This is a genomic window from Klebsiella aerogenes, from assembly GCA_029027985.1.
In the GTDB taxonomy this organism is placed as follows: Bacteria; Pseudomonadota; Gammaproteobacteria; order Enterobacterales; family Enterobacteriaceae; genus Klebsiella; species Klebsiella aerogenes_A.
This window is the reverse complement of record CP119076.1, coordinates 4049377-4070831: the sequence shown is the minus strand read 5'-3', so window position 1 is coordinate 4070831 and position 21455 is coordinate 4049377. Positions and strand designations below refer to the sequence as shown.

The 21455-nt window shown below is 56.8% G+C and carries 18 protein-coding genes; all 18 read left to right on the top strand.

Annotation, left to right across the window (positions count from 1 at the left end; translation table 11 throughout):
- Position 1: 1 nt before the first annotated feature.
- The 18 genes from rsmH to mutT all read left to right on the top strand — a co-directional run bounded on the left by rsmH (position 2) and on the right by mutT (position 21455).
- Positions 2–943 (top strand): 16S rRNA (cytosine(1402)-N(4))-methyltransferase RsmH, encoded by a 942-nt coding sequence (rsmH, locus tag PYR66_19300; GenBank protein ID WEF27406.1) that lies wholly within the window; start codon positions 2–4, stop codon positions 941–943.
- Positions 940–1305, top strand: a complete 366-nt coding sequence (gene ftsL, locus PYR66_19295; GenBank protein WEF27405.1) for a cell division protein FtsL — start codon at positions 940–942, stop codon at positions 1303–1305. Before rsmH ends, ftsL begins: the two co-directional genes overlap by 4 nt.
- Before the next feature lie 15 nt (positions 1306–1320).
- Complete coding sequence (locus PYR66_19290) at positions 1321–3087, top strand: peptidoglycan glycosyltransferase FtsI (protein ID WEF27404.1); 1767 nt, start codon at positions 1321–1323, stop codon at positions 3085–3087.
- Entirely contained in the window at positions 3074–4561 is a 1488-nt protein-coding gene (murE, locus tag PYR66_19285; GenBank protein WEF27403.1) for a UDP-N-acetylmuramoyl-L-alanyl-D-glutamate--2,6-diaminopimelate ligase, read from the top strand. Before PYR66_19290 ends, murE begins: the two co-directional genes overlap by 14 nt.
- A complete protein-coding gene (gene murF, locus PYR66_19280; protein WEF27402.1) occupies positions 4558–5916 on the top strand; it encodes a UDP-N-acetylmuramoyl-tripeptide--D-alanyl-D-alanine ligase in 1359 nt (452 codons plus the stop codon). The genes murE and murF overlap by 4 nt, the downstream gene beginning before the upstream one ends.
- Entirely contained in the window at positions 5910–6992 is a 1083-nt protein-coding gene (gene mraY, locus PYR66_19275; protein ID WEF27401.1) for a phospho-N-acetylmuramoyl-pentapeptide-transferase, read from the top strand. The genes murF and mraY overlap by 7 nt, the downstream gene beginning before the upstream one ends.
- A 2-nt stretch (positions 6993–6994) precedes the next feature.
- Positions 6995–8311, top strand: coding sequence for a UDP-N-acetylmuramoyl-L-alanine--D-glutamate ligase (gene murD, locus PYR66_19270; GenBank protein WEF27400.1), 1317 nt, complete (start codon positions 6995–6997; stop codon positions 8309–8311).
- Positions 8311–9585, top strand: coding sequence for a cell division protein FtsW (gene ftsW, locus PYR66_19265; protein WEF27399.1), 1275 nt, complete (start codon positions 8311–8313; stop codon positions 9583–9585). The genes murD and ftsW overlap by 1 nt, the downstream gene beginning before the upstream one ends.
- Positions 9582–10652 (top strand): undecaprenyldiphospho-muramoylpentapeptide beta-N-acetylglucosaminyltransferase, encoded by a 1071-nt coding sequence (gene murG, locus PYR66_19260; protein WEF27398.1) that lies wholly within the window; start codon positions 9582–9584, stop codon positions 10650–10652. The genes ftsW and murG overlap by 4 nt, the downstream gene beginning before the upstream one ends.
- A gap of 47 nt (positions 10653–10699) precedes the next feature.
- Positions 10700–12175, top strand: a complete 1476-nt coding sequence (gene murC, locus PYR66_19255; GenBank protein ID WEF27397.1) for a UDP-N-acetylmuramate--L-alanine ligase — start codon at positions 10700–10702, stop codon at positions 12173–12175.
- Complete coding sequence (locus tag PYR66_19250) at positions 12168–13088, top strand: D-alanine--D-alanine ligase (protein WEF27396.1); 921 nt, start codon at positions 12168–12170, stop codon at positions 13086–13088. The genes murC and PYR66_19250 overlap by 8 nt, the downstream gene beginning before the upstream one ends.
- Position 13089: 1 nt before the next feature.
- Positions 13090–13923 (top strand): cell division protein FtsQ, encoded by an 834-nt coding sequence (ftsQ, locus tag PYR66_19245; protein ID WEF27395.1) that lies wholly within the window; start codon positions 13090–13092, stop codon positions 13921–13923.
- A complete protein-coding gene (ftsA, locus tag PYR66_19240; protein WEF27394.1) occupies positions 13920–15182 on the top strand; it encodes a cell division protein FtsA in 1263 nt (420 codons plus the stop codon). The genes ftsQ and ftsA overlap by 4 nt, the downstream gene beginning before the upstream one ends.
- Positions 15183–15244: 62 nt before the next feature.
- Complete coding sequence (gene ftsZ / locus PYR66_19235; GenBank protein WEF27393.1) at positions 15245–16396, top strand: cell division protein FtsZ; 1152 nt, start codon at positions 15245–15247, stop codon at positions 16394–16396.
- Between the two features lie 100 nt (positions 16397–16496).
- A complete protein-coding gene (gene lpxC / locus PYR66_19230; protein WEF27392.1) occupies positions 16497–17414 on the top strand; it encodes a UDP-3-O-acyl-N-acetylglucosamine deacetylase in 918 nt (305 codons plus the stop codon).
- Between the two features lie 322 nt (positions 17415–17736).
- Entirely contained in the window at positions 17737–18234 is a 498-nt protein-coding gene (secM, locus tag PYR66_19225) for a secA translation cis-regulator SecM (GenBank protein WEF27391.1), read from the top strand.
- Between the two features lie 62 nt (positions 18235–18296).
- Positions 18297–21002: a preprotein translocase subunit SecA gene (gene secA / locus PYR66_19220; protein WEF27390.1), complete on the top strand. Its 2706-nt coding sequence runs from the start codon at positions 18297–18299 to the stop codon at positions 21000–21002.
- A 60-nt stretch (positions 21003–21062) separates the two neighbouring features.
- The gene (gene mutT, locus PYR66_19215; GenBank protein WEF27389.1) at positions 21063–21455 is read left to right on the top strand and encodes an 8-oxo-dGTP diphosphatase MutT; all 393 of its coding nucleotides are present in this window, start codon (positions 21063–21065) and stop codon (positions 21453–21455) included.

Sequence of the window (21455 nt, the reverse complement as noted above, 5' to 3'; positions counted from 1 at the left end):
AATGATGGAAAATTTTAAACACACTACGGTACTTTTGGATGAAGCCGTTAACGGCCTGAACATTCGTCCGGATGGTATCTACATTGATGGAACCTTTGGCCGCGGCGGTCACTCGCGTTTGATCCTCTCCCAACTGGGGGCGGAAGGACGCCTGCTGGCAATCGATCGCGACCCGACGGCTATCGCCGTTGCGCAAACCATCGATGACCCTCGCTTTTCCATCGTGCATGGTCCTTTTTCACAGCTGGCTGACTACGTCGGCGAGCGCAATCTTACCGGCAAGATCGACGGTATTCTTCTCGATCTTGGCGTGTCTTCACCGCAGTTGGATGACGCGGAGCGCGGATTCTCCTTTATGCGCGACGGTCCGTTGGACATGCGTATGGATCCAACCCGCGGTCAATCTGCCGCTGAATGGCTACAGACCGCTGAAGAGGCGGACATCGCCTGGGTGATTAAAACCTTTGGCGAAGAGCGTTTCGGCAAACGTATCGCGCGTGCGATCGTTGAACGCAACCGTATTGAGCCGATGACCCGCACCAAAGAGCTGGCGGAAGTCATTGCGGCGGCGATGCCGGTGAAAGATAAACACAAACATCCCGCGACCCGTACCTTCCAGGCGGTGCGCATTTGGGTGAACAGTGAACTGGAGGAGATAGAGCAGGCGCTAAAAAGCTCGCTCGGCGTGCTGGCCCCGGGGGGGCGGCTGTCGATAATCAGTTTCCATTCGCTGGAAGACCGTATTGTGAAGCGCTTCATGCGTGAGCAAAGCCGCGGTCCGCAGGTTCCAGCAGGGATCCCGATGACTGAAGAGCAGCTCAGGAAACTGGGCGGCCGTCAGCTGCGAGCACTAGGCAAGTTGATGCCGGGCGAAGAAGAGGTGGCAGAGAATCCACGCGCTCGTAGTTCAGTGCTGCGTATTGCAGAGAGGACGAACGCATGATCGGCAGAGTGACAGTAGCCTTAAGCAAAGTTAAAGGATCGTTAGGAAGCACCGAGCGTCATGCTTTGCCTGGCGTTATCGGGGACGATCTTCTGCGGTTTGGGAAGCTGCCACTCTGTCTGTTCATTTGCATCATCATTACGGCGATTACCGTGGTGACGACGGCGCACCATACCCGTCTGTTAACCGCGCAGCGTGAACAACTCGTTCTGGAGCGTGACGCTCTGGATATTGAATGGCGCAACCTGATCCTCGAAGAGAATGCCCTTGGCGATCACAGTCGGGTTGAGCGGATCGCGACTGAAAAGTTGCAGATGCAACACGTTGATCCATCACAAGAAAACATAGTGGTACAGAAATAAGGATTATTGCGACGCATGAAAGCAGCGCCGAAAACGCCAAAAGCAAAACGTCAGGAAGAACAAGCCAACTTTATCAGTTGGCGTTTTGCGTTGCTGTGCGGATGTATTTTAATCGCTCTGGCCTTCCTGCTTGGCCGCGTCGCCTGGTTACAGGTGGTCAGCCCGGACATGCTGGTGCGTCAGGGGGATATGCGTTCTCTGCGCGTGCAGGAAGTGTCGACCGCGCGCGGCATGATTACCGACCGCTCCGGTCGCCCGCTGGCGGTGAGCGTACCGGTGAAAGCCATCTGGGCCGACCCGAAAGAGCTGCATGACGCCGGTGGCGTGACGCTCGATAACCGCTGGAAAGCGTTAGCCGATGCGTTGAAAATGCCGCTGGATCAGCTGGCCTCGCGCATCAATAGCAACCCGCGGATGCGTTTTATTTATCTGGCGCGTCAGGTTAACCCTGACATGGCGGATTACATCAAAAAATTGAAACTGCCGGGTATTCATCTGCGTGAAGAATCACGCCGTTATTATCCGTCAGGCGAAGTAACCGCTCACCTCATTGGCTTCACCAACGTCGATAGCCAGGGGATTGAAGGGGTCGAGAAAAGCTTTGATAAATGGCTCACCGGCCAGCCGGGCGAACGTATTGTGCGTAAAGACCGCTATGGCCGCGTCATTGAAGACATCTCTTCCACTGACAGCCAGGCGGCGCACAACCTTGCGTTGAGCATCGACGAACGTCTGCAGGCGCTGGTGTATCGCGAGCTGAACAACGCCGTGGCCTTTAACAAAGCGGAGTCGGGTAGCGCGGTTCTGGTCGATGTCAGCACTGGCGAAGTCCTGGCGATGGCCAATAGCCCGTCTTACAACCCGAATAACTTCGCCGGTACGGCAAAAGACACGATGCGTAACCGCGCCATCACCGACGTGTTCGAACCGGGTTCTACGGTCAAACCGATGGTAGTGATGACGGCGCTGCAGCGCGGCATCGTTAACGAAAATACCGTATTGAACACCATTCCTTATCGAATTAACGGCCACGAAATCAAAGACGTGGCGCGCTACAGCGAATTGACCCTGACCGGGGTGCTACAGAAGTCGAGTAACGTTGGCGTTTCCAAGCTGGCGTTAGCGATGCCGTCCTCAGCGTTAGTAGATACTTACTCACGTTTTGGGCTAGGAAAGGCGACCAATTTGGGGTTGGTCGGAGAACGCAGTGGCTTATATCCTCAAAAACAACGGTGGTCTGACATAGAGAGGGCCACCTTTTCTTTCGGCTACGGGCTAATGGTAACGCCGTTACAGCTAGCGCGAGTCTACGCAACGATTGGCAGCTACGGCATCTATCGCCCGCTGTCGATTACCAAGGTTGATCCACCGGTTCCGGGCGAGCGCGTGTTCCCGGAATCACTCGTACGTACCGTCGTTCACATGATGGAAAGCGTGGCGCTGCCCGGCGGCGGCGGCGTGAAAGCGGCGATCAAAGGCTATCGCATCGCGATTAAAACCGGTACGGCGAAAAAAGTGGGGCCGGATGGCCGCTACATCAACAAATATATTGCTTACACCGCAGGCGTTGCGCCCGCCAGCCATCCGCGCTTCGCGCTGGTGGTGGTGATCAACGACCCGCAGGCAGGTAAATACTACGGCGGCGCCGTTTCCGCGCCGGTCTTCGGTGCCATCATGGGCGGCGTATTGCGGACCATGAACATCGAACCGGATGCGCTGGCAACGGGCGAAAAAAGTGAATTTGTGATTAATCAAGGCGAGGGAACAGGTGGCAGATCGTAATTTGCGCGACCTTCTCGCTCCGTGGGTGCCAAATGCGCCGGAGCGAATTCTGCGAGAGATGACGCTGGACAGCCGTGTGGCGGCGTCCGGCGACCTCTTTGTCGCGGTACAGGGTCATCAGGCGGACGGGCGTCGTTATATCCCGCAGGCGATAGCGCAAGGTGTTGCTGCCATTATTGCTGAGGCGCAGGGCGAGGCCGAAGACGGCGAAGTGCGCGAGATGCACGGCGTACCGGTCATCTACCTGAGCCAGCTGAATGAGCGTTTATCGGCGCTGGCCGGGCGTTTTTACCATCAGCCTTCGCAGCAGATGCGTCTGGTGGGCGTCACCGGCACCAACGGTAAGACCACCACTACTCAGCTGTTGGCGCAGTGGGCTAAGCTGCTGGGTGAAACCAGCGCGGTGATGGGGACCGTCGGTAACGGTCTGTTGGATAAAGTGGTGCCGACTGAAAACACAACCGGTTCCGCAGTGGATGTACAGCACGTCCTTTCCGGCCTGGCAGGGCAGGGCGCGACTTTCGGCGCGATGGAAGTGTCCTCTCACGGTCTGGTCCAGCACCGCGTGGCGGCGCTGCAGTTTGCTGCCTCGGTGTTTACCAACCTGAGCCGCGATCACCTCGATTACCATGGCGACATGGAACATTACGAAGCGGCAAAATGGCTGCTGTATTCCACCCACCATTGCGGCCAGGCCATCGTCAACGCTGACGATGAAGTTGGGCGTCGCTGGCTGGCGAAGCTGCCGGACGCGGTCGCAGTATCGATGGAAGATCATATCAATCCGAACTGTCACGGTCGCTGGCTAAAGGCGACAGCGGTTAACTATCACGACAGTGGTGCGACGATCCAGTTTGCCTCAAGCTGGGGCAATGGTGAAATCGAAAGCCGCCTGATGGGCGCATTTAACGTCAGCAACTTGTTGTTGGCGCTGGCGACGCTGCTGGCGTTGGAATACCCGCTGGCAGATTTGCTGAAGACCTCCTCGCGTTTACAGCCGGTTTGCGGCCGCATGGAAGTGTTCAGCGCGCCGGGTAAACCCACCGTCGTCGTCGATTACGCCCACACGCCTGACGCACTGGAAAAAGCGCTGCAGGCCGCGCGTCTGCACTGCAGCGGCAAGCTGTGGTGCGTCTTCGGCTGCGGCGGCGATCGCGATAAAGGTAAGCGTCCGCTGATGGGCGCGATTGCTGAAGAGTTCGCCGATATTGTGGTGGTGACCGATGACAACCCGCGTACTGAAGAGCCGCGGGCGATTATCAACGACATTCTGGCCGGCATGCTCGATGCGGGGCAGGCGCGGGTGATGGAAGGCCGCGCGGAAGCGGTCACCAACGCCGTCATGCAGGCGAAAGAAAACGACGTCGTGCTGGTGGCGGGTAAAGGCCACGAAGACTATCAGATCGTTGGCAACCGCCGTCTGGATTATTCCGACCGGGTTACCGTCGCGCGTCTGCTGGGAGTGGTGGCATGATTCGTTTTACGTTAAGTCAGCTCGCCGATATCACGCGCGGCGAACGGCAGGGTAGCGATATCGCTATCAATGAAGTGACGTCCGACACCCGTAAAGTTACGGCGGGTTGCCTGTTCGTGGCGCTGAAGGGTGAACGTTTTGACGCCCATGATTTTGCCGAGCAGGCGAAAGCGGCGGGCGCGGGCGCGTTGCTGGTCAGCCGTCCGTTGGACTGTGATTTGCCGCAGGTTGTGGTGAAAGACACCCGCCTGGCGTTTGGCGAATTAGCCGCCTGGGTACGTCAGCAGGTGCCGACTCGCGTCGTCGCGCTGACCGGATCTTCCGGCAAAACCTCAGTTAAAGAGATGACGGCGGCGATCCTCAGCCAGTGCGGCAAGACGCTGTATACCGCCGGTAACCTGAATAACGATATCGGGGTACCGATGACGCTGCTGCGTCTGAACAAAGAACATCAGTATGCGGTCATTGAACTGGGCGCTAACCACCAGGGCGAAATTGCCTGGACCGTCGGTCTGACGCGTCCGGAAGCGGCGCTGGTCAATAATCTCGCTGCCGCTCACCTTGAGGGTTTCGGCTCGCTGGCGGGGGTGGCGAAAGCGAAGGGTGAAATCTTTAGCGGCCTGTCGCAAAACGGTATTGCTATTTTGAACGCCGACAACAACGACTGGCTGAACTGGCAGAGCGTGATCGGCGATCGCAAAGTGTGGCGCTTCTCGCCAAATGCGGCGAACAGCGACTTTACGGCGACCAATATTCACATCACCAGCCACGGCACAGAATTTACGCTGCAGACCCCAACCGGGAATGTCGATGTGCTGTTGCCGCTGCCGGGACGCCACAACATTGCTAACGCGCTGGCGGCGACGTCGCTGGCGATGGCGGTAGGCGCCGATCTGGCGGCAGTGAAAACCGGACTGGCGCAGCTGCAAGCGGTGCCGGGACGCCTGTTCCCGATCCCGTTGGCGGAAAACCAGCTGTTGCTCGATGACTCCTACAACGCGAACGTCGGGTCGATGACCGCCGCGGTGCAGGTACTGGCGGAAATGCCGGGCTTCCGGGCAATGGTGGTTGGCGATATGGCGGAGCTCGGCGCGGAAAGCGCGGCATGCCATCGCGAAGTCGGCGAAGCGGCGAAAGCGGCGGGACTGGATTGCGTCCTGAGCGTGGGGTCCCTGAGCGCGGATATCAGCAGCGCCAGCGGTGTTGGCGAACATTTTAATGATAAAGCCGCCGTGGTGGCTCGCCTGCGCGAGCTGCTGGCAGAGCACAAAGTTATGACCATTTTAGTGAAGGGTTCACGTAGTGCCGCCATGGAAGAGGTAGTACGCGCATTACAGGAGATTGCGACATGTTAGTATGGCTGGCCGAACATCTGGTCAAATATTATTCCGGCTTTAACGTCTTTTCCTACCTGACGTTTCGCGCCATCGTCAGCCTGCTGACCGCGCTGTTCATCTCTTTGTGGATGGGCCCGCGCATGATCGCCCGCCTGCAAAAACTGTCCTTTGGCCAGGTCGTGCGTAACGACGGTCCGGAGTCCCACTTCAGCAAACGCGGCACTCCGACCATGGGCGGGATCATGATCCTGACCGCGATTACCGTTTCCGTTCTGTTGTGGGCTTATCCGTCCAACCCGTACGTCTGGTGCGTGCTGACGGTTCTGATCGGCTACGGCATTATCGGTTTTGTCGACGACTACCGTAAGGTTGTGCGTAAAGATACCAAAGGCCTGATTGCTCGCTGGAAGTACTTCTGGATGTCGGTGATTGCGCTGGGCGTGGCGTTCGCGTTGTATCTGGCGGGTAAAGATACTCCGGCGACCGAGCTGGTGGTCCCGTTCTTTAAAGACGTGATGCCGCAGTTGGGTCTGCTGTATATCCTGCTGGCCTACTTCGTGATTGTCGGCACCGGCAACGCGGTCAACCTGACCGATGGCCTCGATGGCCTGGCGATTATGCCGACTGTCTTCGTCGCGGCCGGCTTTGCGCTGGTGGCGTGGGCGACCGGTAACATGAACTTCGCCAACTACCTGCACATTCCTTATCTGCGCCACGCCGGCGAGCTGGTTATCGTCTGTACGGCGATTGTCGGCGCGGGCCTCGGCTTCCTGTGGTTCAACACCTATCCGGCGCAGGTCTTCATGGGCGACGTCGGTTCACTGGCACTCGGCGGCGCGCTGGGCATTATCGCCGTGCTGCTACGTCAGGAATTCCTGCTGGTGATTATGGGCGGCGTTTTCGTGGTGGAAACCCTGTCGGTGATCCTGCAAGTCGGCTCCTTTAAGCTGCGCGGTCAGCGCATCTTCCGTATGGCGCCGATACACCATCACTATGAACTGAAAGGCTGGCCTGAACCGCGCGTTATCGTGCGCTTCTGGATTATTTCGCTGATGCTGGTGCTGATTGGCCTGGCGACGCTGAAGGTACGTTAATCATGGCAGATTATCAGGGTAAAAAAGTCGTCATTATTGGGCTGGGTATGACCGGCCTGTCATGCGTGGACTTTTTCATGGCGCGCGGCGTCACCCCGCGCGTGATGGATACCCGCGTCGCCCCTGCCGGGCTTGAGAAGCTGCCGGAAGCCGTTGAGCGCCACGTTGGCGGTCTTAACGACGACTGGCTGCTGGCGGCGGATCTGATTGTCGCCAGTCCGGGGATCGCGTTGGCGCATCCTTCGCTGAGCGCGGCAGCGGACGCTGGCGTGGAAATCGTCGGCGACATCGAGCTGTTCTGCCGTGAGGCGCAGGCGCCGATTATCGCGATTACCGGCTCGAACGGCAAAAGCACCGTCACCACCCTGGTGGGTGAGATGGCGAAGTCGGCGGGCGTTAACGTCGGCGTCGGCGGCAATATCGGCCTGCCAGCGCTGATGCTGCTGGATCCGGCGCGCGAACTGTATGTGCTCGAACTCTCCAGCTTTCAGCTGGAAACAACCTCCAGCCTGAAAGCCGTCGCGGCGACCATCCTCAATGTGACCGAGGATCATATGGATCGCTACCCGTTGGGTCTGCAGCAGTACCGCGCCGCAAAACTGCGGGTATATGAAAATGCCAAAACCTGTGTGGTGAATGCCGATGATGCACTCACCATGCCGGTACGCGGCGCTGACGATCGCTGCGTCAGCTTCGGCGTTGACGTCGGCGACTATCATCTCAACCGCCAGCAGGGTGAAATCTGGCTGCGGGTGAAAGGCGAAAAAGTGCTGAACGTGAAAGAGATGATCATCAGCGGCCAGCATAACTACAGCAATGCGCTGGCGGCGCTGGCGCTGGCCGATGCCGCCGGTCTGCCGCGCGCCAGTAGCCTGAAGGCGCTGACGACGTTCACCGGCCTGGCGCACCGTTTCCAACTGGCGCTGGAGCATAACGGCGTGCGTTGGGTTAACGACTCAAAAGCGACCAACGTCGGCAGCACCGAAGCGGCGCTGAACGGCCTGCATCTCGACGGCACGCTGTATCTGCTGTTGGGTGGCGACGGTAAATCCGCTGACTTCGCGCCGCTGAAGCGTTATCTGGGCGGCGATAACGTCCGTCTGTACTGCTTTGGCCGCGATGGCGCTCAACTGGCGGCTCTGCGCCCGGAAGTCGCGGTACAGACCGAAACGATGGAACAGGCGATGCGTCAAATCGCCCCACAGGTGAAATCCGGCGATATGGTCTTGCTGTCGCCTGCCTGCGCGAGTCTGGACCAGTTTAAAAACTTTGAACAACGGGGCGATGTCTTTGCCCGTCTGGCGAAGGAGTTAGGTTGATGCGATTCTCTCTCCCACGCCTGAAAATGCCGCAGTTGGGGCTGCCCCGGCTGAATCTTCCGCGACTGCCGGGGATGTTTATCTTCGCCTGGCTGTTCGCCGCGCTGAAAGGCTGGGTGATGGGCTCGCGCCCGAAAGATAACGACAGTCTGGTCATGTATGACCGGATGCTGCTGTGGCTGACTTTCGGCCTGGCGGCCATCGGCTTTATTATGGTGACCTCGGCGTCGATGCCGGTTGGACAGCGTCTGGCGAACGATCCGTTCCTGTTTGCCAAGCGTGATGGTCTGTACATTGTGCTGGCCTTCGCGCTGGCGATGGTGACGCTGCGCCTGCCGATGGACTTCTGGCAACGCCACAGTACCGCGATGCTCATCGCCTCGATTGTGATGCTGCTGATCGTACTGGTGGTGGGGAGCTCGGTTAACGGCGCGTCGCGCTGGATCGCGCTTGGGCCGCTGCGTATTCAGCCTGCGGAATTCACCAAGTTGTCGCTGTTTTGCTACATCGCCAACTATCTGGTTCGTAAGGCGGATGAAGTCCGTAACAACCTGCGTGGCTTCTTGAAGCCGATGGGCGTGATTTTCGTGCTGGCGATCCTGCTGCTGGCGCAGCCTGACCTCGGTACGGTCGTCGTGCTGTTCGTGACCACGCTGGCGATGCTGTTCCTGGCCGGTGCGAAACTGTGGCAGTTCATCGCCATTATCGGCATGGGGATCTCGGCCGTCGTGCTGCTGATCCTCGCCGAACCGTATCGTATTCGTCGCGTTACTTCTTTCTGGAACCCGTGGGAAGATCCGTTCGGCAGCGGCTACCAGCTGACCCAGTCACTGATGGCCTTTGGCCGTGGTGAGATGTGGGGACAAGGGCTCGGCAACTCGGTGCAGAAACTGGAGTATTTACCGGAGGCGCACACTGACTTCATCTTCGCGATTATCGGCGAAGAACTCGGTTATATCGGTGTGGTACTCGCGCTTTTAATGGTATTCTTCGTCGCCTTTCGCGCCATGTCGATTGGCCGCAAAGCGCTGGAGATTGACCACCGCTTCTCCGGCTTTTTGGCCTGCGCTATCGGCGTATGGTTCAGTTTCCAGGCGCTGGTTAACGTCGGGGCGGCAGCGGGGATGCTGCCGACCAAAGGTCTGACCCTACCGCTGATTAGTTATGGTGGTTCCAGTCTGCTGATTATGTCGACGGCCATCATGTTGTTATTGCGAATAGATTATGAAACGCGCCTCGAAAAAGCGCAGGCGTTTACACGGGGTGTTCGATGAGCGGTCAGGAAAAGCGGTTAATGGTAATGGCAGGCGGTACCGGCGGACATGTGTTCCCGGGACTGGCGGTCGCGCACCATTTAATGGACCAGGGCTGGCAGGTTCGCTGGCTGGGTACCGCCGATCGTATGGAAGCGGATTTAGTGCCGAAGCACGGCATCGATATCGATTTTATCCGCATCTCCGGCCTGCGTGGCAAAGGGGTAAAAGCGCAGCTGTTAGCGCCGGTGCGCATTTTCAACGCCTGGCGTCAGGCACGGGCGATCATGAAGCGTTTCCAGCCGGATGTGGTGCTGGGAATGGGCGGTTACGTTTCAGGTCCCGGCGGCCTGGCGGCGTGGTCGCTGGGGATCCCGGTGGTGCTGCACGAACAAAATGGTATTGCCGGCTTGACCAACAAATGGCTGGCGAAGATTGCGAAGAAAGTGATGCAAGCGTTTCCCGGCGCGTTCCCGCACGCTGACGTGGTAGGTAACCCGGTGCGTACCGATGTACTGGCGCTGCCGTTACCTGAACAGCGTCTGGTCGGCCGTCAGGGGCCGATTCGTGTGCTGGTGGTCGGGGGGTCTCAGGGCGCCCGCGTGCTGAACCAGACTATGCCACAGGTCGCCGGGAAGCTTGGCAATGCGGTGACTATCTGGCATCAGAGCGGCAAGGGTGGCCAGGAAACGGTACAACAGGCGTATGCCGCCGCCGGTCAGCCGCAGCATAAAGTGACTGAATTTATTGATGACATGGCGGCGGCTTATGCCTGGGCCGATGTTGTCGTTTGCCGTTCCGGCGCGCTGACGGTGAGCGAAATCGCCGCCGCTGGTTTACCGGCGCTGTTTGTGCCGTTCCAGCACAAAGATCGTCAGCAGTACTGGAATGCGCTGCCGCTGGAGAAAGCTGGCGCGGCGAAAATTCTCGAACAACCTGAGTTTACGGTAGACGCCGTGGCGGCTACCCTGGTCGGTTGGGATCGGGAAACGCTGTTGGATATGGCGGAACGAGCGCGCGGCGCTTCGATTCCGGACGCTACCGAGCGGGTAGCAGAAGAGGTCAGCGCCGTAGCTTTGGCGCGCTAATCGCGGTGATTTTCACCGCCCGAATAAAGAAGTTGATGGCGTAAAGAATGAATACACAAGATTTGGCAAAACTGCGTTCCATAGTGCCCGAGATGCGTCGCGTCCGGCACATTCACTTTGTCGGCATCGGCGGTGCCGGTATGGGCGGTATTGCCGAAGTGTTGGCGAATGAAGGCTATCAGATTAGCGGCTCCGATCTTGCGCCGAATCCGGTAACCCAGCAGCTGTCGCAGCTTGGCGCCACGATTTATTTCAACCATCGCCCGGAAAACGTGCGCGATGCCAGCGTCGTTGTGGTTTCCAGCGCAATCTCCGCGGATAACCCGGAAATCGTCGCCGCGCACGAAGCGCGCATCCCGGTGATCCGTCGCGCCGAAATGCTGGCGGAGCTGATGCGCTTCCGTCACGGGATCGCGGTTGCCGGTACCCACGGCAAAACCACCACCACCGCGATGGTATCGAGCATTTACGCGGAGGCCGGGCTCGATCCGACCTTCGTCAACGGCGGGCTGGTGAAAGCCGCGGGCGTGCATGCGCGTCTCGGCCATAGCCGTTACCTGATTGCGGAGGCGGATGAGAGCGATGCGTCGTTCCTGCATCTGCAGCCAATGGTCGCCATTGTGACCAACATCGAAGCCGATCACATGGATACCTACCATGGTGACTTCGAAAACCTGAAGCAGACCTTTATTAACTTCCTGCACAACCTGCCGTTCTACGGGCGCGCGGTGATGTGTGTGGATGACCCGGTGATTCGTGAACTGCTGCCGCGCGTCGGCCGCCAGGTAACTACCTATGGTTTTAGCGATGATGCCGACGTACGAATTGAAGAATATCGCCAGGTTGGCGCGCAGGGGCATTTCCGTCTGGTGCGCCAGGACAAAGAGGTGATGCTGGTGACGCTGAATGCGCCGGGGCGTCACAATGCGCTTAACGCCGCCGCGGCCGTTGCCGTCGCGACGGAAGAGGGCATTGAAGACGAAGCGATTCTGCGCGCGCTGGAAAGCTTCCAGGGTACCGGCCGTCGTTTTGACTTCCTCGGCGAGTACCCGCTGATGGAAGTCAACGGTAAGAGCGGTAGCGCGATGCTGATCGACGATTACGGTCACCACCCAACGGAAGTTGACGCGACGATTAAAGCGGCGCGTGCCGGCTGGCCGGAGAAAAATCTGGTGATGGTCTTCCAGCCGCACCGTTATACCCGTACTCGCGACCTGTACGATGATTTCGCCAACGTGCTGACTCAGGTTGACGCGCTGCTGATGCTGGATGTGTATCCGGCAGGCGAAGCGCCGATCCCGGGTGCCGATAGCCGTTCGCTGTGCCGCACGATTCGCGGCCGCGGCAAAGTCGATCCGATTCTGGTTTCCGATCCGGCGCAAGCTGCGGAAATGCTGGCATCGGTGTTGACCGGCGACGATCTGGTGCTGGTGCAGGGCGCCGGCAACATAGGAAAAATCGCACGCCACCTGGCTGAAATCAAACTGGTGCCGCAAAAAACGGAGGAGGACCGCCATGGCTGATAAAATCGCGGTTCTCTTCGGCGGAACCTCCGCTGAACGCGAAGTGTCGCTGAATTCAGGCGCCGCAGTGTTGGCGGGGCTGCGTGAAGGCGGAGTGGATGCCCACCCGGTCGACCCGCGCGATGTTGATATCACCCAGTTGAAAAACATGGGTTTTCAGAAAGCGTTTATTGCTCTGCACGGTCGCGGCGGCGAAGATGGCACGCTGCAAGGCCTGCTGGAACTGATTCAACTGCCATATACCGGCAGCGGCGTAATGGCTTCCGCCATTTCGATGGATAAACTGCGCAGCAAATTGCTGTGGCAGGGAGCTGGGTTACCGGTCGCGCCGTGGGTTGCGTTGACCCGCGTTCAGTTCAACGCAGGACTTTCTGCTGCTGTTGAGCAGCAGATTGCGGCGCTGGGGCTGCCGGTCATCATCAAGCCGAGCCGCGAAGGGTCGAGCGTCGGCATGTCGAAAGTTAGCGAAAGTTGTGCAATGCAGGATGCGTTGGCTCTGGCTTTTCAGCATGATGATGAAGTTCTGATTGAGAAATGGCTCAGTGGGCCGGAATTTACCGTCGCTATCGTCGGTGAAGATATTTTACCGTCAATCCGTATCCAGGCGGCTGGAACCTTCTATGATTATGAGGCGAAGTATCTCTCTGATGAGACGCAATATTTCTGCCCTGGCTTTGAAGAACCGGCACGTGAGACAGAAATCCAGGACCTGGTACTTAAAGCCTGGGGTGTTCTGGGTTGCAAAGGATGGGGACGTATTGACGTGATGCTGGACCGCGATGGCCAGTTTTATCTGCTGGAAGCGAATACCTCACCTGGCATGACCAGCCACAGCCTGGTGCCGATGGCGGCCCGTCAGGCGGGGATGAGCTTCTCGCAGCTTGTTGTACGAATTCTGGACCTGGCGGGGTGATATGTCGCAGGCGGCGCTGAATACGCGGAACCAGGAAGAAGAATCTATTGCTTCTTCACGTCGGAATAATGGAACCCGACTGGCAGGGATCGTTTTCCTGCTGGCGGTGTTGTGTACCGTGTTGGTCAGCGGGTGGATGGTTCTTGGTTGGATGGAAGATGCGCAGCGTCTACCGTTGTCGAAAATGGTTGTCACCGGCGAGCGTCACTATACGCGCAACGATGATATCCGCCAGGCGATTCTGGCGTTGGGCTCGCCGGGCACCTTTATGACGCAGGATGTGAACATCATCCAGAGTCAAATTGAGCGTCTGCCATGGATTAAACAGGCGAGCGTAAGAAAGCAATGGCCTGATGAATTGAAGATTCATCTGGTTGAATATGTGCCGATTGCGCGTTGGAATGATCAGCATATGGTCGACGTCGAAGGAAATTCTTTCAGCGTGCCGGCGGATCGTACCAGCAAACAGAACTTACCGATGTTATATGGTCCTGAAGGCAGCGAAAATGAAGTGCTTCAGGGGTACCGCGACATGGGGCAGGTACTGGCAAAGAATAAGTTCACGTTGAAAGTGGCGGCAATGACCGCGCGTCGTTCCTGGCAGTTGACGCTTAATAACGATATTAAGCTCAATCTTGGCCGCGGCGACACCATGAAACGGCTTCAGCGCTTTATGGAACTCTACCCGGTTCTTCAGCAGCAGGCACAGACTGACGGCAAACGGATAAGCTACGTTGATTTGCGCTATGACTCGGGTGCGGCGGTAGGTTGGGTACCTGCTCCCGCAGAGGAAAATAATCAACAACAGAATCAGGCACAGGCAGAACAACGATGATCAAGGCGACGGACAGAAAACTGGTAGTTGGACTGGAGATTGGCACCGCGAAGGTTGCCGCTTTAGTAGGGGAAGTTCTGCCCGACGGTATGATTAATATCATTGGCGTGGGCAGTTGCCCATCGCGTGGTATGGATAAAGGCGGGGTGAATGACCTCGAGTCGGTAGTCAAATGCGTACAACGCGCTATCGACCAGGCTGAACTGATGGCCGATTGCCAGATCTCTTCAGTGTATCTGGCGCTTTCAGGTAAGCATATTAGCTGTCAAAATGAAATTGGTATGGTGCCGATTTCAGAAGAAGAGGTGACGCAGGATGACGTTGAAAACGTCGTTCATACCGCGAAGTCGGTTCGCGTGCGCGACGAGCATCGCGTACTGCACGTCATCCCGCAGGAATACGCCATCGACTACCAGGAAGGGATTAAAAATCCGGTAGGGCTATCCGGCGTGCGTATGCAGGCGAAGGTTCATTTGATTACCTGCCATAACGATATGGCAAAAAACATTGTTAAAGCGGTTGAACGTTGTGGTCTGAAAGTTGACCAACTTATTTTCGCCGGTTTAGCGGCCAGTTATTCCGTATTAACGGAAGACGAACGTGAGCTGGGAGTCTGCGTTGTCGACATCGGCGGTGGTACAATGGATATCGCCGTGTATACCGGCGGCGCGCTGCGTCATACCAAAGTGATCCCGTACGCGGGTAATGTGGTGACCAGCGATATCGCCTATGCCTTCGGGACGCCGCCGAGCGACGCCGAAGCCATTAAGGTTCGTCACGGTTGCGCATTAGGTTCAATCGTCGGTAAAGACGAGAACGTGGAAGTACCGAGCGTGGGCGGACGTCCGCCGCGCAGCCTGCAGCGTCAGACGCTGGCAGAGGTCATTGAACCGCGCTACACCGAACTGCTCAATCTGGTTAACGAAGAGATCCTGCAGTTGCAGGAACAGCTCCGTCAGCAAGGCGTGAAACACCACCTGGCGGCGGGGATTGTATTAACCGGCGGCGCCGCGCAAATTGAAGGCCTGGCGGCCTGCGCGCAGCGCGTGTTCCATACGCAGGTGCGCATCGGCGCGCCGCTGAACATTACCGGTTTAACGGATTATGCCCAGGAGCCGTATTATTCGACGGCGGTTGGGTTGCTGCACTACGGAAAAGAGTCTCATCTCAGTGGTGAAGCAGAAGTAGAAAAACGTGTGACGGCGTCAGTCGGGTCGTGGATTAAGCGACTCAATAGCTGGCTGCGAAAAGAGTTTTAATTTTTTAAGAGAACGCAGACAATTAGCGTTCTCAGGCGACAGGCACAAGACGGAGAGAAACTATGTTTGAACCTATGGAACTGACCAACGACGCGGTGATTAAAGTCATCGGCGTCGGTGGCGGCGGCGGTAATGCCGTTGAACACATGGTGCGCGAGCGCATTGAGGGTGTTGAATTCTTCGCGGTCAACACCGATGCGCAGGCACTGCGCAAAACGGCTGTTGGCCAGACTATCCAGATTGGTAGCGGTATTACCAAAGGTCTGGGCGCAGGCGCGAACCCGGAAGTCGGCCGTAATGCGGCGGATGAAGACCGTGAAGCGCTGCGCGCTGCGCTTGATGGCGCGGACATGGTATTTATCGCGGCTGGTATGGGCGGCGGTACCGGTACCGGCGCGGCGCCCGTTGTCGCGGAAGTGGCGAAGGATCTGGGGATCCTGACCGTTGCGGTCGTCACTAAGCCATTTAATTTCGAAGGCAAAAAGCGCATGGCGTTTGCTGAGCAGGGGATCACCGAGCTGTCCAAGCACGTTGACTCACTGATCACCATCCCGAACGACAAGCTGCTGAAAGTGCTGGGTCGCGGTATTTCTCTGCTCGACGCTTTCGGCGCGGCAAACGACGTACTGAAAGGCGCAGTGCAAGGTATCGCCGAACTGATTACCCGTCCGGGTCTGATGAACGTCGACTTCGCGGACGTCCGCACCGTTATGTCTGAAATGGGCTACGCGATGATGGGCTCTGGCGTGGCGAGCGGTGAAGACCGTGCGGAAGAAGCGGCTGAAATGGCTATCTCTTCCCCACTGTTGGAAGATATCGATCTGTCCGGCGCGCGCGGCGTTCTGGTCAACATTACCGCTGGCTTCGACCTGCGTCTGGATGAGTTCGAGACCGTGGGTAACACTATTCGCGCCTTTGCTTCGGATAATGCGACCGTGGTTATCGGTACCTCTCTGGATCCGGATATGAACGACGAACTGCGTGTTACCGTTGTTGCTACCGGTATCGGTATGGACAAGCGTCCGGAAATTACCCTGGTGACCAACAAACAGGTTCAGCAGCCGGTGATGGATCGCTACCAGCAGCACGGTATGGCGCCATTGACTCAAGAGCAGAAACCGGTCGCAAAAGTGGTGAACGACAATACGCCGCAAACCGCGAAAGAGCCGGATTATCTGGATATCCCAGCGTTCCTGCGTAAGCAAGCTGATTAAGAATTGGCTGGAAGTTGGGCATCTGCGCTCTTTGTGCTAAACTGGCCTGCCGAATGTATAGTACACTTCGGTTGGATAGGTAACTTGGCGAGATTATACGATGATCAAACAAAGGACTCTTAAACGTATTGTTCAGGCGACTGGTGTCGGTTTGCATACCGGCAAGAAAGTCACGCTGACTTTACGCCCTGCGCCGGCAAATACCGGGGTCATCTATCGTCGCACCGACTTGAATCCACCGGTTGATTTTCCGGCTGATGCCAAATCTGTGCGTGATACCATGCTCTGTACTTGCCTGGTGAACGAGCATGACGTGCGGATTTCGACAGTCGAGCACTTGAATGCCGCCCTGGCTGGCCTGGGTATCGACAACATTATTGTTGAAGTCGATGCGCCGGAAATCCCGATTATGGACGGCAGTGCCGCTCCGTTCGTTTATCTGTTGCTGGATGCCGGCATCGATGAACTGAACAGCGCCAAGAAATTTGTGCGTATTAAAGAGACGGTTCGCGTTGAAGATGGCGACAAATGGGCTGAGTTTAAGCCGTATAATGGTTTTTCGTTGGACTTTACCATCGACTTTAACCATCCGGCGATTGACTCCAGCACCCAACGCTATGCGCTGAACTTCTCGGCTGATGCGTTCATGCGCCAGATTAGCCGTGCTCGTACTTTCGGTTTCATGCGTGATATCGAATATCTGCAGTCCCGTGGTTTGTGCCTGGGCGGCAGCTTCGATTGTGCCATCGTTGTTGACGATTATCGCGTACTGAACGAAGACGGTCTGCGCTTTGAAGATGAATTTGTTCGCCACAAAATGTTGGATGCGATCGGTGACCTGTTTATGTGTGGTCACAACATTATCGGCGCATTCACAGCGTTCAAATCTGGTCACGCGTTGAATAACAAATTGCTGCAGGCTGTTCTGGCAAAACAGGAAGCCTGGGAGTATGTGACCTTCGAAGACGACGCAAAACTGCCGCTGGCATTCCGCGCACCGTCGATGGTTCTGGCGTAAGCCTGACCATTCAGTAAATTCGACTGGTAACCTGGTACTCTCTCCGACCAGGGGGCCAGTCGTTTTTCTTTTTTAACCCTCCCAAATGATTTTCTGCCGGGATTCACTGGCGATAATCACCGTGCGTTCGCTGCTTTATTAAGCGTTTTCCCGCTGCTTAAGCCTTCATTCATGCTGTCTCGACGCGGTATTAATGTTAGTATTTGGGCGCAAAATTATTTCTCTGGGTTGCTTGGCCCGTGGATATCAAGTTGCACTGCGAAGACCGCCAATAAAAAGGCAGCTTGAAAGACGACGGGTATACCAACTAAAGGTAACGAAAGTGAGTGGATTGCTGACGCGTTGGCGACAGTTTGGCAGACGGTACTTTTGGCCGCATCTCCTGTTGGGGATGGTCGCGGCTAGCCTCGGCCTGCCTGCGCTAAACAACAGCCATGAAACCACGATGCCGGCGAAGGCGACGGCCAGCAACCCTCATCCGAACAAAGTTAATTTCTCCCAGTTGGCGCTGCTGGAGGCTAACCGTCGGCCGAACTTCACCGTCGATTACTGGCATCAGCATGCGATCCGCACGGTCATTCGCCATCTGTCATTCGCGATGGCGCCGCAGGCTTTGCCGGTGGCGGAGGAATCTTCGCCGTTACAGGCCCAGCATCTGGCGCTGCTCGATACGCTCAGCGCGCTGTTGACTCAGGACAGCAAACCGCCGGTGGTCATCCGCCAGGCGGCTTATATCCCTTCTTCTTATTCTGCATTCCGCGTTTCCGCCTGGATTAGCCAGGTGGCGGGGATCCGTGCAGGACCTCAACGCCTCAGCTGAAAATAAACACGGACCATCCTATTTTTTGTGACTCCGCACCGCGGGGCGTTTGAGATTTTATTATGTTAATTAAAATGTTAACCAAGGTTTTCGGTAGCCGTAACGACCGTACGCTGCGCCGTATGCGCAAAGCTGTCAATATCATCAACGGTATGGAACCGGCGATGGAGAAGCTGTCTGATGACGAGCTGAAAGCAAAAACCGTTGAATTCCGTGCGCGTCTGGAAAAAGGCGAAAGCCTGGAAAGTTTGATCCCGGAAGCGTTTGCTGTGGTGCGTGAAGCGAGTAAGCGCGTATTTGGTATGCGCCACTTTGACGTACAGCTGCTGGGCGGCATGGTATTGAACGACCGCTGCATCGCGGAAATGCGTACTGGTGAAGGTAAAACCCTGACCGCGACGCTGCCGGCATACCTGAACGCGCTGTCCGGTAAAGGCGTACATGTAGTTACCGTCAACGACTATCTGGCGCAGCGTGATGCCGAAAACAACCGCCCGCTGTTTGAATTCCTCGGCATGAGCGTCGGTATCAACATGTCTGGCCTGCCTGCGCCAGCGAAGCGCGAAGCTTACGCGGCCGATATCACCTACGGCACCAACAACGAATACGGGTTCGACTACCTGCGCGACAACATGGCATTCAGCCCGGAAGAGCGCGTACAGCGTAAACTGCACTATGCGCTGGTGGATGAGGTGGACTCGATCCTGATCGACGAAGCGCGTACGCCGCTGATCATTTCCGGCCCGGCTGAAGACAGCTCCGAAATGTATCGCAAGGTGAACAAGATCATTCCGCACCTGGTTCGCCAGGAAAAAGAAGACTCTGACACCTTTACCGGCGAAGGCCATTTCTCCGTTGATGAGAAAGCCCGCCAGGTGAACCTGACCGAACGTGGTCTGGTGCTGATCGAAGAACTGCTGGTGCAAGAAGGCATTATGGAAGAGGGCGAATCGCTGTATTCCCCGACCAACATCATGCTGATGCACCATGTGACCGCCGCGCTGCGCGCGCATGCGCTGTTCACCCGCGACGTTGACTACATCGTTAAAGATGGCGAAGTTATTATCGTCGATGAGCACACCGGTCGTACGATGCAGGGCCGTCGCTGGTCCGATGGTCTGCACCAGGCAGTAGAAGCCAAAGAAGGCGTGGATATCCAGAACGAAAACCAGACCCTGGCATCGATTACTTTCCAGAACTACTTCCGTCTGTACGAGAAGCTGGCAGGGATGACCGGTACTGCGGATACTGAAGCCTTTGAATTCAGCTCTATCTATAAACTGGATACCGTGGTGGTCCCAACCAACCGTCCGATGATCCGTAAGGATATGGCGGATCTGGTCTACATGACCGAAGCGGAAAAAATTCAGGCGATTATCGAAGATATCAAAGATCGTACCGCTGCCGGTCAGCCGGTGCTGGTAGGGACCATCTCGATTGAAAAATCAGAAGTCGTCTCTCGCGAACTGACGAAAGCTGGTATTAAGCACAACGTGCTGAACGCCAAGTTCCACGCCAGCGAAGCGGATATCGTTGCTCAGGCCGGTTATCCGGCGGCAGTGACCATCGCCACCAACATGGCGGGTCGTGGTACCGATATTATGCTTGGCGGTAGCTGGCAGGCGGAAGTCGCCGCGCTGGAAGAACCGACGCCGGAGCAGATTGAACAGATTAAAGCTGACTGGCAGGTACGCCATGATGCAGTACTGGCTGCAGGCGGTCTGCATATCATCGGTACCGAGCGCCATGAATCCCGCCGTATCGATAACCAGCTGCGCGGCCGTGCGGGTCGTCAGGGCGATGCTGGTTCTTCCCGCTTCTACCTGTCGATGGAAGATGCCTTGATGCGTATCTTCGCCTCCGATCGCGTATCCGGCATGATGCGTAAACTGGGGATGAAACCAGGCGAGGCTATTGAGCATCCATGGGTGACCAAAGCGATTGCCAACGCACAGCGTAAAGTGGAAAGCCGCAACTTCGATATCCGTAAACAGCTGCTGGAATATGATGATGTGGCTAACGACCAACGCCGCGCGATCTACACCCAGCGTAACGAACTGCTGGATATTTCCGACGTGAGCGAAACCATTAACAGTATCCGCGAAGATGTGTTCAAAGCTACGCTCGATGCGCATATTCCGCCGCAGTCGCTGGAAGAAATGTGGGATATTGAAGGCCTGCAGGAACGTCTGAAAAACGACTTCGATCTGGAGCTGCCTATCAAAGAGTGGCTGGATAAAGAGCCAGAGCTGCACGAAGAAACCCTGCGCGAACGTATTCTGCAGAGCGCGGTAGAAACCTACCAGCGTAAAGAAGAAGTCGTCGGCGCCGAGATGATGCGTCATTTCGAGAAAGGCGTCATGCTGCAGACATTGGATTCCCTGTGGAAAGAGCATCTGGCGGCGATGGACTACCTGCGCCAGGGCATCCACCTGCGCGGCTATGCGCAGAAAGATCCGAAGCAGGAGTACAAGCGTGAATCCTTCTCAATGTTCGCCGCGATGCTGGAATCGCTGAAGTATGAGGTGATCAGTACCCTGAGCAAAGTTCAGGTACGGATGCCGGAAGAGGTCGAAGAGATGGAGCAGCAGCGCCGTGAAGAGGCTGAACGTCTCGCGCAACTGCAGCAGTTGAGCCATCAGGATGACGATACCGTGGCTGCCGCGGCGCTGGCGGAACAAACTGGCGACCGTAAAGTCGGCCGTAACGATCCTTGCCCGTGCGGTTCCGGTAAAAAATACAAACAGTGCCATGGCCGTCTGAGCTAAGGGCTGATAAAAAGCAAACAAAGGCGCAGATATCTGCGCCTTTTTTATGGAGCTAACGCAATGAAAAAACTGCAAATCGCTGTCGGGATTATTCGCAATCCGCAGGGCGAGATCTTTATCACTCAGCGTGCTGCTGACGCCCATATGGCCAACAAGCTGGAATTTCCAGGCGGGAAAATTGAGGCTGAGGAAACGGCGGAGCAGGCGCTGGTTCGTGAACTGCAGGAAGAAGTTGGGATTACGGTCACGTCGTCTACGCTGTTCGATAAGCTGGAGTATCAGTTTCCTGACCGCCATATCACGCTGTGGTTCTATCTGGTGGAAAGCTGGCAAGGCGAGCCATGGGGCAAAGAGGGGCAGCCGGGACAGTGGATAGCGCAGCAGGCGCTGGTTGCAGATGCGTTTCCGCCCGCGAATGAGCCGGTCATCAGCAGGCTTATTGCGCTGGCCTGA

What these genes read in the sequence shown, in the direction of transcription:
- rsmH (WEF27406.1), top strand. Translation starts at nt 2, where the DNA reads ATGATGGAAAATTTTAAACACACTACGGTACTTTTGGATGAAGCCGTT.
- ftsL (WEF27405.1), top strand. Translation starts at nt 940, where the DNA reads ATGATCGGCAGAGTGACAGTAGCCTTAAGCAAAGTTAAAGGATCGTTA.
- PYR66_19290 (WEF27404.1), top strand. Translation starts at nt 1,321, where the DNA reads ATGAAAGCAGCGCCGAAAACGCCAAAAGCAAAACGTCAGGAAGAACAA.
- murF (WEF27402.1), top strand. Translation starts at nt 4,558, where the DNA reads ATGATTCGTTTTACGTTAAGTCAGCTCGCCGATATCACGCGCGGCGAA.
- mraY (WEF27401.1), top strand. Translation starts at nt 5,910, where the DNA reads ATGTTAGTATGGCTGGCCGAACATCTGGTCAAATATTATTCCGGCTTT.
- murD (WEF27400.1), top strand. Translation starts at nt 6,995, where the DNA reads ATGGCAGATTATCAGGGTAAAAAAGTCGTCATTATTGGGCTGGGTATG.
- ftsW (WEF27399.1), top strand. Translation starts at nt 8,311, where the DNA reads ATGCGATTCTCTCTCCCACGCCTGAAAATGCCGCAGTTGGGGCTGCCC.
- murG (WEF27398.1), top strand. Translation starts at nt 9,582, where the DNA reads ATGAGCGGTCAGGAAAAGCGGTTAATGGTAATGGCAGGCGGTACCGGC.
- murC (WEF27397.1), top strand. Translation starts at nt 10,700, where the DNA reads ATGAATACACAAGATTTGGCAAAACTGCGTTCCATAGTGCCCGAGATG.
- PYR66_19250 (WEF27396.1), top strand. Translation starts at nt 12,168, where the DNA reads ATGGCTGATAAAATCGCGGTTCTCTTCGGCGGAACCTCCGCTGAACGC.
- ftsQ (WEF27395.1), top strand. Translation starts at nt 13,090, where the DNA reads ATGTCGCAGGCGGCGCTGAATACGCGGAACCAGGAAGAAGAATCTATT.
- ftsA (WEF27394.1), top strand. Translation starts at nt 13,920, where the DNA reads ATGATCAAGGCGACGGACAGAAAACTGGTAGTTGGACTGGAGATTGGC.
- ftsZ (WEF27393.1), top strand. Translation starts at nt 15,245, where the DNA reads ATGTTTGAACCTATGGAACTGACCAACGACGCGGTGATTAAAGTCATC.
- lpxC (WEF27392.1), top strand. Translation starts at nt 16,497, where the DNA reads ATGATCAAACAAAGGACTCTTAAACGTATTGTTCAGGCGACTGGTGTC.
- secA (WEF27390.1), top strand. Translation starts at nt 18,297, where the DNA reads ATGTTAATTAAAATGTTAACCAAGGTTTTCGGTAGCCGTAACGACCGT.
- mutT (WEF27389.1), top strand. Translation starts at nt 21,063, where the DNA reads ATGAAAAAACTGCAAATCGCTGTCGGGATTATTCGCAATCCGCAGGGC.